Source organism: Rhodoferax sp. ZS1R8, assembly GCF_056521325.1.
In genome coordinates this window covers 101,015-121,988 of the sequence record NZ_JBWMBA010000008.1, presented here as the reverse complement: position 1 = coordinate 121,988, position 20,974 = coordinate 101,015, and the positions used below count along the sequence as shown (strand labels likewise).

The window sequence follows — 20,974 nt, the reverse complement described above, 5'->3', positions numbered from 1 at the left end:
GCGCGCGAGGCCGCCGTCACCTGCGTGCGGCGGCCACCATGGACCGGACCCAGGCTTCAGCTGGAGCCAGTGTCTCAAAGGCCTTGAACGGCCGATTGATCGACGCATAGATGCTGGCAAAGTGGGGTGTCATCAGCCGCCCGCCTTCAATGTCAGGGGCGATGACGAAGGCCGTAGCCACCGGTTGCAGTTCCGGCGGCTTGGGGCTTTGCATCAACTCGGTGTAGCGTTGTACGCCGCCGGGCGTGGTCATGGCGCTGTGGCGCAGCGTGGTGATGCTGGCCCACGGGCCCGTAACGTGCAGACTGCGCAGAAAGTCCATCTGCGCTATCGCTAGCAGGTCAAAAACCTCTTCGTTGAATGGCCCAGTGGCTTCGTAGTGCAGGGCATCATCCTGCATCCACATATCGATGCGTCCATGCGCCTTGAACCGCGTTCCCGCGATCAGGCTGGTGCTGGCCATCAGCGGCTTGTCGTTTTGCACGTCGGGGCTCCGGATTCGATAAGGTGAATGCTGACGCATCCATCTTACCGCCAGAGCCCGAATCCGAGCGGCTTACTGTGAATTGATGCTGGTACCGCCTTGGCCCACCGCCACGTACTGGAGAAATCCGTTGATCACGCCATAAATGCTGGCAATCACAGCATAAAGGCTGGCGGTGGTGCCGCTGCTTTGCGCGGTCCAGGTGGCTCCGCTGGGGCTGGTCAGCACGGTGCCACCTACCCCAGTGACCAGCATTTGATTGCCGGTGGCACTGATGGCCAGCAGGTTGGCGGTGGAGCCCGAGGCCTGCGCGGTCCACGTGGCGCCGCCGTCACTGCTGGTCAGGATAGTGCCGGCATTACCCGCGACCACATAGGTGTAGCTGATAGAGGCTTGCACCGCCACCGCGTTCAGGTCGGCGGTGGTCCCGGAGCTGACAAGCTTCCAGTTGGTGGCGTCGGTGCTGGTCATCAGGGTGCCCGCAGCGCCCACGGCTAACCAGACACCGTTGCCTGCGTAGGCGATGCCATACAGGTTCTGCGTCGTGGGCACGCTGACAGCGGTCCACGAAATCCCATCTGCCGAGGTGCGCAGCGTGCCGTTGTTACCGACGGCCACAGCCATCGCACCATTGCTGGCCACTGCATTCAGTGTTTGGGTGGTATTGGACGTGGCGGTCGTCCAGTTTGCCATATCGGTGCCGTAGCGGATGCTGCCATTGGGCCCCACCACGATGAACTTGCCCAGCGTGTAGACCGTGGCGTTGATGTCGGCATTGGCGGCGGCGGGCAGGCCGGACCAGGTGAGGCCATCGGTGCTGCGGTAGGTGCTGCCGGCGTCGCCCACGGCAAAATAGTAGCCCAGCGAATCGGCACTGCTGGTGCCGTAGGTGAGACCGCGGATCGTATTGCTGCCCAGTTGCCCACCGGTTTTCCAGGTGGTGCCCGCTGGCCGCGGCACGATGGTCACGGTAGGGCTGCCGCTGCCGCCGGGTCCATCGCCAGTACGACCGTTGACAGTAAATGAGTAGTTGACGCCATTCGTAAGACCAGTCAGCGTGTAGGGAGAGGTCACATTTATGATTGCGCTGGCACCGCGGATGTTGATCCAGTCGGTCGTCGAAATGGTGCTGGAGGGTGCGTAGAACAACCAGTATTTCACCCCTGGAACCATGGTCCAGGTGACCGTAGCAGCGCCGTCACCGGGCATTACCGCGATACCGCCGGCCGGCGGTGGAGCAGAACTGCCGCCGCTGCCACCACAGGCAGAAACCAGCACGGCAACTATCAGAGTGGCGAGTGTCTGGCGCAGGGAAGAGAAGAGCATGAAAAACCACCTGGAAGAAAGTAGACCGCCGATTTTACAAGTGCTGGCGCTGCGTCTGCCCGCCGCAGCAATTCTTTACCAATGCGGGTGGACACGGTCAGTCGCCAGTGGGTTTGGGCGTCTCCAGCCTTGCCTTCAGGAATCCACCGGTGCCGTATCGGGTAACCCTGCTGTAAAACCTGTCCGTCAGCCGCATGACCATGGCCGAGTAGGCATCGATCAGCGGTGGCAGGATGCTGCAGTTGTCGTAGTTGACGACGACGGCGACCCGGTCGCCCAAGGGCTCCAGCAGGGCCGTCAAATGCTGCTCGATGTCGCTGATGTCGCTGGCCGCGTCCACCGACAGTCCTTCGAAGTTGATGAACAAGAGCCGGTGTTCGCGGTCCAGTTCGAAGCGCTGGGCCAGTTGCGTGGCCAGTAGGCGTTCGCGCAGACCCATGTTCTGATTCGCAAACAGGGCGGCGTCCATCAAGCCTAGATGCGGGCTGATGATGGGCATGAAGTCCATCTGGCCCAGCACGTCGCGCTCCAGGTCGACACCCGGCGCAATCTCGATCAGTTCCATGCTGCTCTGGCCCGCGGCGTCGGCGCGCAGCTGGAACACGCAGCGCTCGGTCACGTACAGCACGCGCTGGCCGCGCCGGCAGGCCTCGCGGCCGCTGAATGTACGGTGCTCCACGGCTTTCAAAAACTTGCGGGTGTCGCCCTCGCGGTGGATGTGCAGCCGGCCGTCCTCCAGACGCACATCCAGCCCGCCGGTTGTGAAAGTGCCGACCAGCACCACGGTCTTGGCGTTCTGGCTGATGTTGATGAAACCACCGGCACCTGCCAGGCGTGGGCCGAACTTGCTGACGTTGAGATTGCCCTGGGCGTCGGCCTGGGCCAGGCCCAGCACGGCAATGTCAAGGCCGCCGCCATCGTAAAAGTCGAACTGATTGGGTTGGTCTATCACCGCATGGGCGTTGGCCGCGGCTCCGAAACTCATGCCGCTGGCCGGTATGCCGCCAATGACGCCGGGCTCGGCCGTCAGTGTCACCAGGTCGAGGATTTTTTCCTCCGCCGCCACGCTGGCCACACCCTCGGGCATGCCGATACCGAGGTTGACGACGCTGTTGGGGCGTAACTCCAGCGCGGCGCGGCGGGCAATCACCTTTCGTTCGCACAGTGGCATCGCAGGCAGCGAATCCTGCGGCACGCGGATCTCTCCGGAGTAGGCCGGGTTGTACTGTTCGGAGAACGTTTGCATATGGTGGGCCGGCTCGGTGGCCAGCACCACGGCGTCCACCAGAATGCCAGGCACCTTGACCATGCGCGGGTGCAGCGTGCCGCGCTCCGCAATGCGCTCCACCTGCGCAATGACGATGCCGCCCGAATTGCGCGCCGCCATCGCAATCGCCAGCGCTTCCAGCGTCAGGGCCTCGCGCTCCATCGTCAGGTTGCCATCGGGGTCGGCGGTGGTGGCGCGGATGATGCCGACCGAGATGGGAAAGGCCTTGTAGAACAGATATTCCTTGCCATCAATCTCCATCAGGCGCACCAGGTCTTCGGTCGTACACGCGTTGATCTTGCCGCCACCCCAGCGCGGGTCGACAAAAGTGTCTATGCCCACGTGGGTCAAGGTGCCGGGCTTGCCGGCGGCGATGTCGCGAAACAGATGGGCGATGACGCCCTGCGGCAGGCTATAGGCTTCAATCGCATTGGCAATTGCCAGCTTTTGCAGGGCTGGCACCAGCCCCCAGTGGCCACCCACGACGCGCTTGACCATGACGGCGTGGCCCCAGTGGTTGAGCCCGCGGCTGGCGCCATCACCCTGGCCGGCGGCGTAGACCAGGGTCAGGTTGCGTGGTGCACCGATTCCGGTTTCCTTTTCGGTTTCCAGAAATCGCTGTTCCAGCGCCACGGCGATGGTTTCGGCAAACCCTATACCGACAAATCCACCCGTGGCCACCGTGTCCCCGTCGTGGATCAGGCGCACGGCTTCGGCTGCACTGACGACCTTGTTGCGTTGCGCGCCTTGGGGGGCGGAATCTTTGAAAAGGGAGTGCATGGCCGGATCCGTTTGACACCGATGAGGTGGAGCCTGCGATGCTAATGGGAGCCCTACGCTCCGTCTAGTTGTGCTACTACCTAGGGGTAGCTACTGATCCTCGGCTGGGCGACGTTGTTTGAGCGCTTCGGCCAGCCTCAGGTGGATGCCACCAAAGCCGCCATTACTCATGCACAGGATGTGGTCGCCGGGCTGCACCTGGGCAAGCACCTGGCGGATGGTGGTCTCCACGTTGCCCGCCACGCTGGCCCGAGCGCCCATGGTGGACAGGGCCTCTGCCGCATCCCAGTCCAATCCCCCCGCGTGGCAAAAGGCGAGGTCGGCCTCTTCCAGACTCCATGGCAGTTGGGATTTGACTGCCCCCAACTTCATGGTGTTGCTGCGCGGCTCGAACACGGCCAGGATGCGGGCCGCACCCACTTGCCGGCGCAGGCCATTGATCGTGGTGCGAATAGCGGTCGGGTGGTGGGCAAAATCGTCGTAAATGGTGACTGCGGCCGGGTCTGTGGCCGCGGGCGCAGTGCTGCCAAGGGACACGCGGGCCCGTACCTCCATACGGCGTTTGACATTGACAAACTGGCCCAGTGCCTGGGCAGCCACACTGGGTGCCACGCCAACGTGATCTGCGGCGGCGATGGCGGCGAGTGCGTTCAACTGGTTGTGTACGCCGCTTAGCGACCATTCCACGCGAGCTACCGTCTTGCCGCTCTGCAAAACATCAAAAGCGTGGGGCTCGCCGACAGCCGTGAAGTCGCTGACCGCGCTGCCAAAACTGCGTTGGTCGCTCCAGCATCCCTGGCTCAGCACGCGGGTAAGGCTTTCTTCCAGGCCATTGACGACGATGCGGCCCGAACTTGGCACGGTGCGCACCAGGTGGTGGAACTGGCGCTCGATCGCCGCCAGGTTGTCGAAGATGTCGGCGTGGTCGAATTCCAGGTTGTTCAGCACCGCAGTGCGGGGGCGGTAATGGACGAACTTGCTGCGTTTGTCGAAGAAGGCGGTGTCGTATTCGTCGGCTTCTATGACGAAAAGGGGGGCTGCGGGGGGCTGGCGAGGCGGCATCGGGTTCTGCTCCGTGTCCCCCGCCCGCTTTGCGGCCTCCTCCTTTACCTGCGCAGAACCCAATGCCGCCCCGCCACCCAATCTTGCGGAGACGCCGAAGTTCAGTGGGACGCCGCCGATCAGAAAACCGGGTTGTAAACCAGCGCTTTCCAAAATCCAGGTCAGCATGGCGGTTGTCGTGGTTTTGCCATGGGTGCCGGCGACTGCCAGCACATGGCGGCCCTGTAGTACGTGCTCTGCCAGCCACTCAGGGCCGCTGGTGTAGGGGGCGCCGGCATCCAGGATGGCTTCCATCAGCGGGTAACGCGGTGTGCCGTCGGCCAGGCGGGCGCGGCTGACCACGTTGCCGATGACAAACATGTCGGGTTTGAGCGCCATCTGGTCGCTGCCATAGCCTTCGATCAGTTCAATGCCTAGCGCACGCAACTGGTCGCTCATTGGCGGGTAGACCCCGGTGTCACAGCCGGTGACCCGGTGGCCTGCCTCGCGTGCCAAGGCCGCAAGGCCGCCCATGAAAGTGCCGCAAATGCCCAGTATGTGAATATGCATGGCTGCATTCTATCGGGGCATTCATGGCCATTTAGGCCTCTAGCCCCCGTGTGGCGACCGTGAGGCGCTATCAAAATTGAAGCAGACCTGTTGCGCCTCTTGCCTTCCGGCATGCTGGCTCAATGGGTGTAGGGACATATGCCTGCAAAATTTCGGTAGCACAATGCAGGCATGGATGCATTGAAGGATGAAGTGGCTGCCGTTGCCGCACGCATGGTTGTCGAAGAAGGTCTGGAATATGGCGCAGCCAAACGGCGGGCGGTCAAGCAGCTTGGCTTGCCAGCGCGCACCGCGCTGCCGGACAACGCGCAACTGGACGCGGCTGTGGAGGACTACATCGCCATCTTTTGTGCCGACACGCAGCCGGTAGAACTGCATGCGCTGCGCACGCTGGCCCTGGAGTGGATGGAGCGACTGGAGCGCTTTCGCCCCCATATCGGCGGTGCGGTCTGGCACGGCACGGCCACGCGCCGGTCCGACATATACCTGCAATTGTTTTGCGATGACTCCAAATCGGCGGAAATCGGGTTGATTGATATGCAGGTGCGCTACGAGCCGCGTTCGGTGACCGGTTTCCATGGTGAGACGGTGGATGCACTCAGCGTGCAGGCATACAGCGCTGAGCTGGGCGAGCATGTCGGCGTGCACCTGCTGGTGTACGACTTTGACGACCTGCGGGGCGCCCTGCGCGCTGACGCCCGGGGGCGGCGGCCACGGGGTGATGCAGCAGCTTTGCGCAGTTTGCTGCATGATGTAGCGCCATGACTGTCCCCCATCCTGATTCCAAAAGCGCATTGACCACCCCAGCGGCGCGCAACCGCCGCCTGCTTTTGGGCGCTACGGCGGCCGGGGCAGCGTTACTGGGCGTTGGCGCCGCCCTGTGGCGCAACCCTGCCGGCACGGCAGTGCCCGCTGCCGAGCCGGTAGAAGGGTTTTGGACCATGCACTGGGATACCCCGCAGGGCGACAAACTGGCCATGCAGGCTTTCCAAGGGCGCCCGCTGCTGCTGAATTTTTGGGCGACATGGTGTTCGCCCTGTGTCGAAGAATTGCCACTAATCAACGACTTTTATCGCCAAAACAAGGCTAACGGCTGGCAAGTCTTGGGGCTGGCCATCGACAAGCCTGCACCCGTTCAAAGCTTTTTGAAGAAAATGCCGTTGGATTTTCCGGTCGGTATGGCAGGTTTGCAGGGCGCTGACTTGGGCCATAGTTTGGGCAATGTAGCTGGTGGACTGCCTTTTTCGGTCGTCTTTGGCGCCGACGGAGCCGTGCTATACCGCAAGATGGGGCGCCTGCAGCCGGGGGACCTAGGTAAGGTGCTTGGTCTAAAATAGCTGCTTACAAAGTAGGCGGGGCGACAGCCGACGTGCTTTCAGCGCCTCTGAACCGGCATTCACTTTCTGTGATTTTGCGCGGCGTTGTCCGGGGATAAAAAGATTTATCGACAAATCGGACTTTTTTGCTGTAAATTCGCCCCCTACTGAATAACGGTTGTTGGAGATGACATGGATTTACGCAAACTCAAAACGCTGATCGACCTGGTATCGGATTCCAATGTGTCGGAACTTGAAATCACCGAAGCTGAAGGCAAGGTCAGGATCGTCAAAGGCGGTGGTGCCGTGGTTCACAGCTACGCACCCGCTCCCGTCTACGCACAACAGGCGCCAGCCCCCGCCTCACCAGCCGCCGGCCTTGCGCCCGTCGCTACACCCGTTGCTGCAGAAGCCGTATCGGGCCATACCGTCAAGTCGCCAATGGTCGGCACCTTCTATCGCTCTTCATCCCCTGGTGCCAAAGCCTTCGTGGAGGTGGGCTCTGTGGTCAAGGAAGGTGAGACCATCTGCATTATTGAGGCGATGAAGATCCTCAATGAGATCGAGGCCGACAAATCCGGCACCATCACCCGCATCCTGTGCGACAACGGGCAGGCGGTCGAATACGGCCAGCCCCTGTTCACCATCGAGTAAGCCCGGCGCCCAGCATTCATTCCATGTTCAAAAAAATCCTGATTGCCAACCGTGGCGAGATCGCGCTGCGTATCCAGCGCGCGTGCCGCGAGCTGGGCATCAAAGCGGTGATGGTGTATTCCGAAGCCGATCGTGATGCCAAATACATCAAACTGGCCGATGAGGCGGTTTGTATAGGTCCCGCACCGTCGGCCCAAAGCTATCTGAATGTTCCGGCCATCATTTCTGCAGCGGAGGTGACCGACGCGGAAGCTATTCACCCCGGTTACGGTTTCCTCAGCGAAAACGCGGACTTTGCCGAGCGGGTGGAGAAAAGCGGTTTCCAATTCATCGGACCTACGCCGGAGTCCATCCGCATCATGGGCGACAAGGTATCCGCCAAACAGTCGATGATCCGCGCTGGTGTACCCTGCGTGCCCGGGTCCGAGGGGGAGTTGCCCGACGATCCTGCGTTGATTCGGCGGATAGCCAAAACCATTGGCTATCCGGTCATCATCAAGGCGGCGGGTGGCGGTGGCGGGCGCGGAATGCGCGTGGTCCACACCGAAGCGGCCTTGATCAATGCCGTGACCATGACGAAGGCCGAGGCTGGTGCTGCGTTCGGCAACCCGGCTGTCTATATGGAGAAGTTCCTCCAGAACCCGCGCCACATCGAAATACAGATCCTGGCCGACAAGCACAAGAACGCGGTTTACCTGGGTGAGCGCGATTGCTCCATGCAGCGGCGCCACCAGAAGATTTTGGAGGAGGCGCCGGCGCCCGGCATCAACCGAAAGCTGATCGAGCGCGTGGGCGAGCGGTGTGTGAATGCCTGCAAGAAGATAGGTTATCGCGGTGCCGGCACGTTTGAGTTCCTGTACGAAGATGGCGAGTTCTACTTTATAGAAATGAACACCCGCGTCCAGGTGGAACACCCGGTGACGGAGATGATCACCGGCATCGACATCGTGCGCACCCAGATCATGGTGGCCGCCGGTGAGAAGCTGCCGTTTACCCAGCGCCAGATCGAGATACGAGGCCATGCCATCGAGTGCCGGGTCAATGCCGAAGATCCTTACAAGTTCATCCCGTCGCCAGGGCGCGTGACGACCTGGCACGCACCGGGTGGACCTGGCGTGCGGGTCGACTCCCACGTGTACACCAATTACTTTGTGCCGCCCAACTACGACTCCATGGTTGGCAAGATCATTGTGCACGGCGACACGCGAGAGCAGGCCATGGCACGCATGCGTACGGCCCTTGCAGAGACGGTGGTTGAAGGCATCAACACCAACATCCCGCTGCACCGCGAACTGATGGTGGACGCCAAGTTCATGGATGGCGGCACCAACATCCACTACCTTGAGCAGTGGTTGGACCAGCGCAAGCGTTGAGTCAGCATGGCCCTGTTTGAACTGAGCCTGATGTGCCCTGAGGACAGGGTCGAGCAGTTGAGCGATGCGCTGGACGCGCTGGACGCCTTGAGTGTCAGCGTTGAAGATGCGGATGCGCAGACCGATGCCGAGCAGGCGCTGTTTGGCGAGCCCGGTATGCCACCGCCCAAGGATGGTTGGCAGCGTTCGCGTATTACCGCACTGTTCGCCGACGAAAAGCAGGCGCACGAAGCGGCAGGGCTGCTCAAGGCGCAAGACTTTTTTGAAGCCTGCCAAGTTCTGGCCATGGGGCCCGTGCCCGAGCAAGACTGGGTGCGCCTGACGCAATCGCAGTTTGCGCCGGTCGACATCACGCCCGAGTTCTGGATTGTGCCCACTTGGCATGAGCCCCCTGCTGCAGCCAAGCAAATCATCCGCTTGGATCCGGGGCTGGCGTTCGGAACTGGCACCCATCCAACCACGCGCATGTGCCTGCGCTGGATAGCAACCCATCCCGTGCAAGGGCGGGTGCTGGACTATGGTTGTGGATCGGGCATCCTGGCCATCGGCGCGGCCAAATTTGGTGCCACTGATGTGATTGCAGTGGACATTGACCTGGCGGCCGTTCAGACGACCGAGCTGAATGCCACGGCAAACGGCGTGGTACTGAAGGCGGGCCTGCCCGATCGCGCCGACGGTTTGTATGCGACGGTGCTAGCGAATATTTTGGCAACACCGCTGAAGGTGTTGGCTCCACTGCTGTGTGCGCATGTAGCGCCAGGCGGCAACCTGGTGCTGGCCGGCATTCTGGAGCGCCAGGCCGATGAGTTGATTGAAGCCTACTCTGCCCACTGCCGGCTGGCCGTTGCTGACCGCGAAGATGGCTGGATTTTGATGACCGCCACGCTGTAAGCACACGCGTCGGGTCTCTACAATGGCGACGACATGAGCCTGATAACCCGATGCCCGGTATGCACCACGATGTTCAAGGTCGTGCCAGACCAGCTCCGTGTGTCGAATGGCTGGGTGCGGTGTGGCCAGTGCAATGAAGTCTTTGATGCCAACGCCCACCTGCAGGCAGGTCCAGCGGCTGCGCCAAGCACCCCAGCATTGGCTCGGCACGATTCCGCCGCACCAGTAGCACCAGCACCAGCACCAGCTCCAGCACCAGCTCCAGCTCCAGCTCCAGCTCCAGCTCCAGCTCCAGCTCCAGCTCCAGCTCCAGCTCCAGTGGCTAAGGTGCAAGAGGCTGTTCCAGCGATAGCAACGTCGGCGGCAGAGCCGTTTTTAGAGGTGAATCCGCGGGCTCTGCACATTGAACAGGAGGTAACCCCTCCACCTGCGACAACGCTACGAGCGCAGAGGGATAACCTGGGCCGCGGAGACATGACGGTCCGCAAACCCAGGGACGAGGTGCTGAAGCCTGCCAGCGTTACTGAAGAAACGCCCCAGGTCGATGAAGAATATGCGCAGCACTCGTTCATGCGTACCAAGCACTCGCCGTCCGCATGGGACCGGGGCTGGGTTCGGGGCAGCTTGTCGGGTGTGAGCCTGCTGTTGGTGGGCGGCCTGCTATTGCAGCTTGTCGTGCATGAACGCGACCGCATCGTGGCGACCGAGCCGTCTGCAAGACGTTTCCTGGAGCCGCTGTGTGAAGCCTTCAAGTGCACAATAGAGCCGCTGCGACAAATCGAAGCCATCGTCATTGACAGTTCGGCGTTCACCAAAGTGCGCTCCGATGTATTCCGATTGAGCTTTGCGCTCAAGAACTCGGCGCAAACGGCGGTTGCCACTCCAGCATTGGAGTTGACGCTGACGGATTTGCAGGACCAGGCTGTCGTGCGGCGTATTTTCACGCCCACCGATTTCGCCAAACAATCCCAGGTCATTGAGCCCGGTGCTGAGTTGCTGGCAACGGTGCACGTCAACGTGAAAAACGGTGCGGGCCACGAGAAGATATCGGGCTACCGGCTGCTGTCCTTCTACCCATGAAAAAACCCGGACCTTGCGGTACCGGGCCTTGAACGCGTCAAAAAACCTGATTAGGGCTTGTTTGCGGTTGGGAACGGCCATGCGGCCTGCGGGTTCAGTGTTGTCTGAGCAGCAGGCGCAGCGGGTGCAGACGCTGCTTTGGCAGCGGGTGCTTTCGCGGCTTTCTTCGCAGCCGGCTTTTTGGCTGCCTTTTTAGCGGCTGGCTTCTTGGCTACGGCAGCCTTCTTAGCCGGGGCCTTTTTGGCTGCTGCTTTTTTGGCAGGGGCCTTTTTAGCGGCTGCTTTTTTCGCAGGAGCCGCCTTCTTCGCTGGGGCTGCCTTTTTGGCTGCTACTTTTTTGGCCGGAGCCTTTTTAGCAGCGGCCTTTTTGGCGGGAGCCGCTTTCTTCGCGGGAGCTGCCTTCTTCGCAGCTACTTTCTTGGCGGCTACCTTTTTAGCGGGAGCTGCCTTCTTCGCGGGGGCTGCTTTTTTAGCAGCTACTTTCTTTGCTGGTGCAGCTTTCTTCGCTGGTGCAGCTTTCTTAGCGGGAGCGGCCTTTTTTGCGGCCGGTTTTTTTGCAGTTGCCATGATTTTCTCCTTGATCAATTTACAAAGAGCACTTCTTGCCAGTTGGTTTGCAGGAAGTGATTCATGCGGTTGGGCAAGTACCCAGCGGCATGAACTTGGTGACACCCGCCCAGCACAGGCTCTACGGTCTGTTGTTGGTCAGGTGAAATTCGAAAATACATTTGTTTGACTAGTCCCAGGACAGCGCGCCGCCCGACTGGTATTCAATGACACGGGTTTCGAAGAAGTTACGTTCCTTCTTCAAATCAATCATCTCGCTCATCCACGGGAAAGGGTTTTCCTCGTTGGGGTACAGAGCTTCCAGGCCGATCTGCGTCGCGCGGCGGTTGGCGATGTAACGCAGATAGCCTTTGAACATGGATGCATTCATGCCAAGCACGCCGCGCGGCATGGTGTCTTCGGCATAACGGTATTCCAGGTCAACAGCGGTTTCGAACAGGCCCTTGATTTCGGCCTTGAACTCCGCCGTCCACAACTGCGGGTTCTCCAGCTTGAGCTGGTTGATCAGGTCGATGCCGAAGTTGCAGTGCATGGACTCGTCGCGCAGGATGTACTGGTACTGCTCGGCTGCACCGGTCATCTTGTTTTGCCGGCCCAGTGCCAGGATCTGCGTGAAGCCGACGTAGAAGAACAGGCCTTCCATCAAGCAGGCAAAAACGATGAGCGACTTCAACAGCGTCTGGTCGGTTTCGTGCGTGCCGGTCTTGAAATTGGGGTCCATGATCGCTTCGATGAACGGGATCAGGAACTGGTCCTTGTCGCGGATGGACTGCACCTCGTTGTAGGCGTTGAAGATCTCGCTCTCATCCAGGCCCAGTGACTCCACGATGTACTGGTAGGCATGGGTGTGAATGGCTTCTTCAAAGGCTTGGCGCAACAGGAACTGGCGGCACTCGGGTGCGGTGATGTGGCGGTAGGTGCCCAGCACGATGTTGTTGGCGGCCAGCGAATCAGCGGTCACAAAGAAACCGAGGTTGCGCTTGATGATGCGGCGCTCGTCTTCGGTCAGGCCATTGGGGTCTTTCCACAGTGCGATGTCGCGGGTCATGTTGACCTCTTGCGGCATCCAGTGGTTGGCGCAACTGGCCAGATATTTTTCCCAAGCCCATTTGTATTTGAAGGGCACCAACTGGTTGACGTCGGTCTGACCGTTGATGATGCGCTTGTCCGAAGCCTTCATACGAAGGGGGACTGCAGGTTTAACTACGGGAGTGTTTTGCGCCCGCTCGACCGGCGGGGTCTCCGTCGGCGTGAACGCAAATTTTGTTAGCGGTGTGGGCTTGACTTCTTCGTCCCAGGTCAACATAAATAATTCCAATCTGCGGATTATGAGAGCAGTGAAATGAAATGAAAAGTAATCATGCACTTCACTGCAAATATGTGTTGCTCAATAGCATCGCATCACGTGCGGTGTGTGGCGTGTGTTTACTGACAAGACTCGCATGTTGGGTCATCAACACCGCAAAACTTGATGTCGGTTGCAGCAACGGTGGCCATTTCCATTTGCATTTGTGCCGCTGCTGCAGCTGCTTCCAATGCACTGGAGGAGCGCATAGAACCCTTGGCATCGTTGCCCGAAGAAACAGCGTTCATCTTGCCTGCCGTCACGGTCGATTTCTCGGCATGGGTTGCCGACATGGTGCGCAGGTAGTAGGTTGTTTTTAAACCGCGTAACCAGGCCAGCTTGTAGGTCTCGTCGAGCTTCTTGCCCGATGCGCCAGCCATATAGATGTTCAGTGATTGCGCCTGGTCAATCCACTTCTGGCGACGGGCTGCGGCTTCCACCAGCCACTGCGTTTCCACTTCGAATGCGGTGGCGTAGAGCTGCTTGACTTCGGCAGGGACGCGGTCGATGGGACCGAGTGATCCGTCAAAGTGCTTCAGGTCCATCACCATGACGTCATCCCACAGACCGAGCCGTTTCAGGTCCTTGACTAGGTAGCCATTGATGACGGTGAACTCCCCCGACAAGTTCGACTTGACCGACAGGTTGCCGAAGCTGGGCTCAATGGATGCGTCCACACCAATGATGTTGGAAATGGTGGCGGTCGGCGCGATAGCCACGCAGTTGGAATTGCGCATGCCATCTTGCGCGATCTTGTTGCGCAAAGCATTCCAGTCCAGCGTGGAGGATCGGTCCACCTCGACGTAACCGCCGCGGGCCGATGCCAGCATATCCAGCGTGTCTAGCGGCAGCACGCCCTTGTCCCACAGCGAACCACGGTAGGTGGAGTACTTGCCGCGCTCCTTGGCCAACTCGGTCGACGCCCAGTAGGCGTAGTAGCAGATGGCTTCCATGGACTCGTCGGCAAACTGCACGGCGGTTTCGCTGGCATACGGGATGCGCAGTTCGTACAGGCTGTCCTGGAAGGCCATCACACCCAGGCCCACTGGGCGGTGGCGCAGGTTGGAGTCACGTGCCTTCTTGACTGCGTAGTAGTTGATGTCGATGACGTTGTCCAGCATGCGCATGGCCGTGCCGATGGTGCGCTTGAGCTTGTCGTGGTCCAGCTTACCGTCTTTCAAATGCTGGCGCAGGTTGACCGAGCCCAGATTGCAGACTGCCGTTTCAGTATCGGATGTGTTCAGCGTGATCTCGGTACACAGGTTGCTGGAGTGCACGACGCCGGCATGCTGCTGCGGCGAGCGCACATTGCAGGCGTCCTTAAACGTGATCCAGGGGTGGCCGGTCTCGAACAGCATGGTCAGCATCTTGCGCCACAGGTCGCTTGCCTGGATGGTGCGGGCTGGCTTGATTTCGCCGCGTGCCGCTTTTTCTTCGTAAGCTACGTAGGCTTTTTCGAATTCAGCGCCAAACAGATCGTGCAGGTCAGGCACGTTGTTGGGGGAGAACAGGGTCCAGGTTCCTTTTTCCATGACGCGGCGCATGAACAGATCGGGGATCCAGTTCGCTGTGTTCATGTCGTGGGTGCGGCGGCGGTCATCGCCGGTGTTCTTGCGCAGCTCCAGGAACTCTTCGATATCCAGGTGCCAGGTTTCCAGGTAAGTGCAGACCGCGCCCTTGCGCTTGCCGCCCTGGTTGACCGCAACGGCCGTGTCATTGACGACCTTCAGGAAAGGCACGACGCCTTGGGATTCACCGTTGGTACCCTTGATATGGGCACCGAGTGCACGCACGCGGGTCCAGTCATTGCCCAGGCCGCCGGCAAATTTGGACAGCAGGGCGTTTTCCTTGATGGACTCGTAGATGCCGTCCAGATCATCCGGCACGGTGGTCAGGTAGCAGCTGGAGAGTTGCGAGCGCAGCGTACCGCTGTTGAACAACGTGGGCGTGCTGGACATGAAGTCGAAGCGCGACAGCACTTCATAGAACTCAATGGCACGGGCTTCGCGGTCGATCTCGTTCAGCGACAAGCCCATGGCCACACGCATGAAGAAGGCTTGCGGCAATTCGATACGGGTCTTGCCTTCATGCAGGAAGTAGCGGTCATACAGGGTCTGCAGGCCCAGGTAATCAAACTGCATGTCGCGCTCGGCCTTCAAGGCCGCGCCCAAGCGTGCCAAGTCGAACTGCATCAGGCGCTCGTCCAGCAACTCGGCATTCACGCCGCGCTTGATGAAGCCGGGGAAGTAATCGGTATAGGCCTCTGCCATGTCCGCCGGCGCCACATCGCGGCCCAGCACTTCGCGGGAGATTGTGTGGAACAGCAGGCGCGCGGTGGCGTAGGTGTAGTCCGGGTCTTTTTCGATCAGCGTACGGGCCGCCAGGATGGAGGCCTTGTAGACCTCCTCCATGGGAACGCCGTCGTACAGGTTACGCATGGTCTCGGCCAGGATGGGGCCGGCGCTGACATCGGCACCCAGGCCGGTGCAGGCGGTCTCAATCAGGCTCTTCAGTTGGTTCAGGTCCAGCACCACGCGCTGACCATTGTCAATGGCGTGCAGTACCGGTGCAGGCGGCGCCACCTCGGCTACCTGCTTGGCGCGTTCCTGGGCCCGGCGCTCGCGGTACAGAACATAGGCGCGTGCGATTTCGTGGTGGCCACCACGCATCAGTCCCAATTCCGCATGGTCTTGCACGTCTTCAATATGGAAGGTGCCGCCGCCTGGACGCGAGCGCACCAAGGCCCGGATGACCTGCTGCGTCAGCGTTTCGACTACCTCGCGCACGCTGGCAGACGCCGCGCCCTGGGTGCCGTGGACGGCAAGGAAGGCCTTCATCATGGCCACGGCGATCTTGTTGGGCTCAAAGGGCACAACGGCGCCATTGCGGCGAATGATCTGGTAGTGCGCTAGGTTGTTCACGCCTGCGCTATCAGCCGCGTTATCGCTGTGCGTGGACAGCAGGGCGGGAGACGCTTGTGCGCCGGTGTTTAAAGCTACTGATTGCATGGTTTCCTCGTCTAAATGGCTATTTTTTCTTGGGCTTAGCAGGGCGTTGTGACTGACTTCCGGGTCGCGATTGTCGAAAAGTCGGTAAAGACAGCGCACACTATATATGGGGTGTGAAGTGCTTGCAAGCCACTACCGGTAGTGTACCCGGGCTCCTCGGGGCAAATGGCCGGGGGCGCAGAAAAAGTGCTGCAGGGCAGCACAGGGCGACTTGTTTGGTGTGCGCGATTCGGTTGCGAGCTGCAGGCCTTGCCGGTTGGGGATGTGTGCGGCTGCAGCCAATGCATATGCGGCTCTCAAGGGTATTTGGCTTGAAGAGCCGCATGGAAACGTGACGGGCATAGTGCCCGTATTGCTGCAGCGGATGGAGACAGTGGAGTACCGCCGCGCAAGCGGCTAAGGCCGTCGCTTCTACTTGCGCCGAACGCCCTCGGGAAAACACTGATCTCCCAGACCCAGGCATTTTTGTAACAAATTCCAATCGAAGCCTAAACCAGGATCAGCTTTGCGACCTGGGGCAATATGTTCATGCCCTGCAATGTGCGAAATAGGGTATCGCTGAATCAGTGCAGAGCACAGTGCGCACAGGGCTTCGTATTGCGCGGGTTCAAACCGGTAGCCCTCCAGGCCTTCGAGTTCTATGCCTACGGAGTCGTCATTGCAGTTGCTGCGCCCCCGGTAGTGGGATACACCGGCATGCCACGCACGGTCGTCGGTACTGACGAACTGCCAGACCTCGCCGTCGCGCCGTACGTAAAAATGTGCGGAGACTTCCAGCCCCTTGATCTCTTTGAAATACGGGTGCTGATCCCAATCCAACCGGTTGGTGAACAGGTCTTGCACGTAGTTGCCGCCATAGATGCCCGGTGGCAAGCTGATGGAGTGCAAAACGATGAGGTCTGTGTGCGCCTGTGAAGGCCTGGGGCCAAAGTTCGGTGATGCCAGCCATTGCGCAAGGCGATACCGGCCGTTGTGCCATGTCGCCGAGTCTGACCCATGCGGATCATTCATCGGGACTGTCGTCACGCGGCACATCAATTTTCAGGCGTGCGATGCGGTAGCGGATCTGCCGCAGGCTCAAGCCCAGACGGGATGCGGCCAGCGTCCGGTTGAAGTTGGTTTCCTTCAAACTTTTGATCAGGATCTCGCGTTCCTGCTGGTCCAGGTGACCCTGCAGGTCACTCGGCAGGACAATGTCGTGGGTCGGGACGGGGGCAGGAATCACGAAGGGGACTGGGTTGGGCGCTTGATCAGCCGCCAACGGGGTGGCACTACTGCTGGGCTGGGGCAGGTCATCGAGCCGCAAGGTGTCTCCATCGCACAAGGCCACGGCGCGGTGCAATAGATTTTCTAGCTCCCGCACATTGCCATGCAGGGGCAGCAGAGCGAGCTGTTCCATACAGCCTTCGGCCAGTTCGGGAACTGGCATTTGGGATTCGTCTGCGATGCGGGCCAGCAATGCGCGGCACAGGGCCGGAAGATCTTCACAGCGCTCGCGCAGCGGCGGTATCACGATGTCGATGACATTAAGCCGGTAAAAGAGATCCTGGCGGAAGCGCCCCGTCGCGACCTCGGCGGGCAGATCCTTGTGGGTGGCGCTGACGATGCGAACATCCACCGTTTCTTCCTGATTGGAGCCCACCGGACGCACGCAGCGCTCCTGTATGGCACGCAGCAATTTGGATTGCATCGCCAGCGGCAGATCGCCGATCTCATCCAGAAAGAGCGTGCCGCCTTTGGCCGCTTGAAAGAATCCTTCTCGGTCCTGTACCGAGCCGGTGTAGGCGCCCTTTTTGGCGCCAAAGAACTCGCTCTCCAGCAAGTTCTCGGGTATGGCGCTGCAATTGACGGCCACCCACGGGCCCGCGGCGCGGTGGCTGGTGGCGTGTAGCGCACTGGCGACCAATTCCTTTCCGGTGCCGGATTCACCACGGATCAATACAGGGGCCATGCTGCGCGCCACTTTGACGATGCGGTCTTTGACCTGGCGCATGGCCGCCGACTCACCGGCTAGTCTGGAGAGCGCCCGTTGGCCATGGCCGTTGGCATCTCCCGGGTCCAAGGACCTGGCATCGGTGGCACGCCGGGCGGGACCGGCTTTCTGCGTAGTGCCCAGTACGGCCGAGGCAATGGCGGTACGGAACTGTTTCAGGTCCACCGGCTTGGTCAGGTAATCGAATGCTCCGGCTTTCAGCGACTCCACGGCGTTTTCCGCCGACCCATGGGCGGTGATGACAATGCTGCGCTCCGAGCGGTGCTGCGTCTTCATGTGGGCAAGGATCTCGGTACCCAAGCCGTCCGGCAGGCGCATGTCGGTGATGACGACGTCAAAGCGCTGCGCGTTCAGCAGTTGCAGGGCTTCCTGTACGCTGCCGGCGGTGTCCACACGATAGCCCTCGCGCAACAGCGTGAGCTCATACAGCGTGCGCAGATCGGGTTCATCGTCGATGACCAGAATCTGGGCGTTGTTCAGTACAGCGTGGGTTGCCATGGGGTTGTGGTCATTTCTGCCGATGGCGAATTATCCGGGGATTCTGCACGTCTGAATGTAACGACAAACTCATTGCCCTCAGTCGGTTGGCCGCGCGCGCTGCGCACCGTACGCTGGTAGATGAGGGATGCATCGTGGCGCTCGCACAGCTCCCGGCAGATGTACAGGCCCAGACCACTGGAGCGGCTGTCCGACGAGAAAAAGGGTTCGAACAGATGCCGCTCCACCGACTGGTCCATCGGAGCCGAGTCGCTCCAGATGGAGACTGTGGCGTGCTGCCCATCGGTGACGCCTGGAAAAACCTGAATGGCATCTGGCTGGTCTTCGGTATACCGGAGTGCATTGTCCAGCAGGTTGACCAGCACCCGGCGCAGGTGCTCGGTGTCAAAGCGCACGCCTATGGCCTGGTCTCCAGGGTGAATCGTCAGGCGTTGCTGGCTGTTGGTCTGTGTGGACCAGTCGCTGCAGATGCGGTGGGTGGATGCGTCCAGCGGAACCGTGGGCACGAGGTAGCTCGGATCGTAGGGCTGCACGCGGGAGATATTTAGGATGTCGTTGACAATCTTCTCCAGCCGCTTGGCGTTTTGCGTCACCATGCTGGTCAGTTTTTTGAGCCGTGGGTCCGAGAGGTCCTCCTCCAGCAGCGCATTGGCCTGTGTGATCGCTGAAAGCGGGTTGCGGATTTCGTGGGCCACGGCGGTAGACAGCCGGCCCATGCTGGCCAACCGTTCGGTGCGCACGCGGGCCTCGAGCTCGCGCTGGTCTTGTAAAAACAGCACACACAGGCTGTCACCGGTTTGGCCCGGGTGCGTTGCCAGCCGCGCGCGGGCATGCACACGGCGCGGGCCTTCATTACCGTGGCGTATGGTCACGTCTTCTTCCTGGCTGTGGCCCGTGCCCACGCACAGGCGCGTCAGATTTACCAACGGGCGCCACCCCAACTCATCGTTCAGGTCGAACACCTGGGCGCGCAGCGCCTGCTGTGAACCCAGCAGCTGCCGCGCCATGGGGTTGGCTGCGCGCACGATACCCCGTTCATCGACGACGAGGACGCCGTCCGGCAGGGACTCTATGACCAGCTCATTCACCTGACGCTGGATGGTTGCGGCCAAGTGGCTTTGGTGGGCGCGGCGTCCCTCATTCGCCAAACGGGTCGACAACTGGTTGGACAACCAGGCGATCGCAAAGTAGCCAACGCCACTGAGCGCAGATTGGGCGAAATACGGCGTGGCATCGGTCGGCCCCTTGAGGTACGACAGCAAAGCTTCTGCCAGCATCAGTACGGTGATGCCGGCGGCGGTGCCCAGGGCGAGGCGCAACGAGCCCAATACGGATGCAACCAGGATGGGCAGTGCAAAGAGCGGGGTGTAGTTGATGCTGGTTCCGCTGCTGGCTTGCAACATCTGCAGGGCCGAGAAGGTCAGTAGATCGAGCCCGACCAGCGCGCCCCAGACCCGGTTGAAGGACTGCCCCAGCGGACGGGGTTTGACGAACAGCTTGCTCGCCAGGGTGCCGAGCAGGTAGGCCGCGCTGATGGCAATCTGCACATTGCTGTGCGCCGTGCCTGTCACGAACAGAGCAATTTGCAACCCCACCAGCACCACACCCAGTACCAGCCGGGCCGTCATGAAGCCCTGCCACTGGCGCACCATTTCATAGGCGTCCTCGGCCGGTATCGCTTGGGCGTCGGACGGGTCCAGGTCGAACCACGATGCGGCCAGCCGCGACTGCTCCATTCAGGGCTCCACGCGCAACCGGTGGGCCGCGCTGCAATAGTTACCCAGGGTGCCAGATACGGCGTCCCGCTGAGGAATATGCAACCCGCAGTGGTGACAGGCCACCATGCCCACAATCTCCGGTGTTGTGCGGTTCTTGTCTTGAAGCGCCCGCTGACGGGCCTCGCGCCAACTGCGCCAGCGCCAAGCCAGCACCAGCACCACTAGAAAGACGAGCACAAACCTCACGGCGTGCGACCCAGAATGATTTCCATCACAAAGCGCGAGCCAACGTAGGCCAGTAGCAAAAAGGCGGATCCCACATACAGTACATGGACCGCGCGCTTGCCCCGCCAGCCAAACGCCGAGCGACCGATCAGCAATATCGCAAAGGTGATCCATGCGAGTGTAGAAAAAACGGTCTTGTGGTCCCATCGCCAGGCATGGCCGTAGCCGTACAGCGTCTCACCAAACAGTACTCCGGCCAGCAGGGTCGCACTGAGCAGCACAAAACCGGCTCCGACGAAACGGTAGGTCAACCGCTCCAGCGTCAGCAACGGCAATCCGCTATCGGGGTCCTGCGCGTGGCGGATACGGGTCTCAGCCCGCGTCATGAACCAGGCATGCACCACGGCAATGCCAAACAAACCGTAGCAGGCCACGCCGAAAGCCAGGTGCACCGCCAGCCAGGCCGATGCTGCTACCGGCATGGGGCCGCCAGGGAAGAAAAAGGCCGCCAGCACGGCGGCCGCACCCACGACACCCAGCGTCCACCGGGTTGGGAGTTGCGGAAATATCTGGCTCTCCACCGCATAGATGGCAGCTACCAGCCACGCGGTGACCGACATCGCCGGCGCAAAACCAAAGTGCGGTTGCTGGCCCAGGAGTGTGATGGCCAGCACGGCACCGTGCATCAACCAGGCTGCACCAACCCACAGCCGCGCGGCATGCGCGTTCACCTGGACCGTGCGCAGCGCCGGCCAGCCATAGGCAACGGCGGCCAAAATCGACAGGATCAGGCTAAGGGGAGGCGCACTGGCTAAAATCATGGGTACAGTTTAGCGTTT

Annotated in this window: 18 protein-coding genes and 1 pseudogene; 7 read left to right on the top strand and 12 right to left on the bottom strand. The window is 60.7% G+C overall.

Annotation, left to right across the window (positions count from 1 at the left end; all coding sequences use genetic code 11):
• Positions 1 to 16: 16 nt before the first annotated feature.
• The 4 genes from AC097P_RS22190 to mpl form a co-directional block, all read right to left on the bottom strand.
• Positions 17 to 484: a hypothetical protein gene (locus AC097P_RS22190; RefSeq protein WP_479612617.1), complete on the bottom strand. Its 468-nt coding sequence runs from the start codon at positions 482 to 484 to the stop codon at positions 17 to 19.
• Between the two features lie 72 nt (positions 485 to 556).
• Positions 557 to 1,810, bottom strand: coding sequence for a WD40/YVTN/BNR-like repeat-containing protein (locus AC097P_RS22185; RefSeq protein WP_479612616.1), 1,254 nt, complete (start codon positions 1,808 to 1,810; stop codon positions 557 to 559).
• A gap of 97 nt (positions 1,811 to 1,907) precedes the next feature.
• The gene (locus AC097P_RS22180; RefSeq protein ID WP_479612615.1) at positions 1,908 to 3,857 is read right to left on the bottom strand and encodes an acyl CoA:acetate/3-ketoacid CoA transferase; all 1,950 of its coding nucleotides are present in this window, start codon (positions 3,855 to 3,857) and stop codon (positions 1,908 to 1,910) included.
• Positions 3,858 to 3,947: 90 nt separating this feature from the next.
• Positions 3,948 to 5,468 (bottom strand): UDP-N-acetylmuramate:L-alanyl-gamma-D-glutamyl-meso-diaminopimelate ligase, encoded by a 1,521-nt coding sequence (mpl, locus tag AC097P_RS22175; RefSeq protein ID WP_479612614.1) that lies wholly within the window; start codon positions 5,466 to 5,468, stop codon positions 3,948 to 3,950.
• Between the two features lie 171 nt (positions 5,469 to 5,639).
• Here mpl and AC097P_RS22170 point away from each other — a divergent pair, with 171 nt between their 5' ends.
• The 7 genes and pseudogenes from AC097P_RS22170 (at position 5,640) to AC097P_RS22140 (ending at position 10,782) form a co-directional block, all read left to right on the top strand.
• On the top strand, positions 5,640 to 6,233 hold the full coding sequence (locus tag AC097P_RS22170) for a hypothetical protein (protein WP_479612613.1): 594 nt from the start codon (positions 5,640 to 5,642) through the stop codon (positions 6,231 to 6,233).
• Positions 6,230 to 6,805 (top strand): TlpA disulfide reductase family protein, encoded by a 576-nt coding sequence (locus AC097P_RS22165; RefSeq protein ID WP_479612612.1) that lies wholly within the window; start codon positions 6,230 to 6,232, stop codon positions 6,803 to 6,805. Before AC097P_RS22170 ends, AC097P_RS22165 begins: the two co-directional genes overlap by 4 nt.
• A 171-nt stretch (positions 6,806 to 6,976) precedes the next feature.
• Positions 6,977 to 7,438, top strand: coding sequence for an acetyl-CoA carboxylase biotin carboxyl carrier protein (accB, locus tag AC097P_RS22160; RefSeq protein WP_479612611.1), 462 nt, complete (start codon positions 6,977 to 6,979; stop codon positions 7,436 to 7,438).
• 23 nt (positions 7,439 to 7,461) lie between these two features.
• Positions 7,462 to 8,811, top strand: a complete 1,350-nt coding sequence (gene accC, locus AC097P_RS22155) for an acetyl-CoA carboxylase biotin carboxylase subunit (protein WP_479612610.1) — start codon at positions 7,462 to 7,464, stop codon at positions 8,809 to 8,811.
• A 12-nt stretch (positions 8,812 to 8,823) separates the two neighbouring features.
• Positions 8,824 to 9,702 carry a 50S ribosomal protein L11 methyltransferase gene (gene prmA, locus AC097P_RS22150; protein WP_479612666.1) on the top strand — a complete coding sequence of 293 codons (879 nt, stop codon included), beginning with the start codon at positions 8,824 to 8,826 and terminating at the stop codon, positions 9,700 to 9,702.
• Positions 9,703 to 9,735: 33 nt separating this feature from the next.
• Positions 9,736 to 9,801, top strand: a pseudogene (locus AC097P_RS22145) (zinc-ribbon domain-containing protein); the annotation flags it as partial.
• 375 nt (positions 9,802 to 10,176) lie between these two features.
• Positions 10,177 to 10,782, top strand: coding sequence for a DUF3426 domain-containing protein (locus tag AC097P_RS22140; RefSeq protein WP_479612665.1), 606 nt, complete (start codon positions 10,177 to 10,179; stop codon positions 10,780 to 10,782).
• Between the two features lie 50 nt (positions 10,783 to 10,832).
• On the opposite strand, the gene AC097P_RS22135 is transcribed toward AC097P_RS22140, so the two are convergent.
• From AC097P_RS22135 to AC097P_RS22100, 8 genes are all read right to left on the bottom strand, one after another.
• A complete protein-coding gene (locus AC097P_RS22135) occupies positions 10,833 to 11,348 on the bottom strand; it encodes a histone H1-like DNA-binding protein (RefSeq protein WP_479612664.1) in 516 nt (171 codons plus the stop codon).
• Between the two features lie 169 nt (positions 11,349 to 11,517).
• Positions 11,518 to 12,654: a ribonucleotide-diphosphate reductase subunit beta gene (locus AC097P_RS22130; RefSeq protein WP_479612609.1), complete on the bottom strand. Its 1,137-nt coding sequence runs from the start codon at positions 12,652 to 12,654 to the stop codon at positions 11,518 to 11,520.
• Between the two features lie 119 nt (positions 12,655 to 12,773).
• Positions 12,774 to 15,701: a ribonucleoside-diphosphate reductase subunit alpha gene (locus tag AC097P_RS22125; RefSeq protein WP_479612608.1), complete on the bottom strand. Its 2,928-nt coding sequence runs from the start codon at positions 15,699 to 15,701 to the stop codon at positions 12,774 to 12,776.
• A gap of 411 nt (positions 15,702 to 16,112) precedes the next feature.
• A complete protein-coding gene (gene ampD, locus AC097P_RS22120; RefSeq protein WP_479612607.1) occupies positions 16,113 to 16,712 on the bottom strand; it encodes a 1,6-anhydro-N-acetylmuramyl-L-alanine amidase AmpD in 600 nt (199 codons plus the stop codon).
• Positions 16,705 to 18,192, bottom strand: a complete 1,488-nt coding sequence (locus AC097P_RS22115) for a sigma-54-dependent transcriptional regulator (protein WP_479612606.1) — start codon at positions 18,190 to 18,192, stop codon at positions 16,705 to 16,707. The genes ampD and AC097P_RS22115 overlap by 8 nt, the downstream gene beginning before the upstream one ends.
• Complete coding sequence (locus AC097P_RS22110) at positions 18,171 to 19,928, bottom strand: two-component system sensor histidine kinase NtrB (RefSeq protein ID WP_479612605.1); 1,758 nt, start codon at positions 19,926 to 19,928, stop codon at positions 18,171 to 18,173. The genes AC097P_RS22115 and AC097P_RS22110 overlap by 22 nt, the downstream gene beginning before the upstream one ends.
• Positions 19,929 to 20,156, bottom strand: a complete 228-nt coding sequence (locus AC097P_RS22105; RefSeq protein ID WP_479612604.1) for a PP0621 family protein — start codon at positions 20,154 to 20,156, stop codon at positions 19,929 to 19,931.
• Positions 20,153 to 20,956: a cytochrome C assembly family protein gene (locus AC097P_RS22100; RefSeq protein WP_479612603.1), complete on the bottom strand. Its 804-nt coding sequence runs from the start codon at positions 20,954 to 20,956 to the stop codon at positions 20,153 to 20,155. The genes AC097P_RS22105 and AC097P_RS22100 overlap by 4 nt, the downstream gene beginning before the upstream one ends.
• Between the last annotated feature and the right edge of the window lie 18 nt (positions 20,957 to 20,974).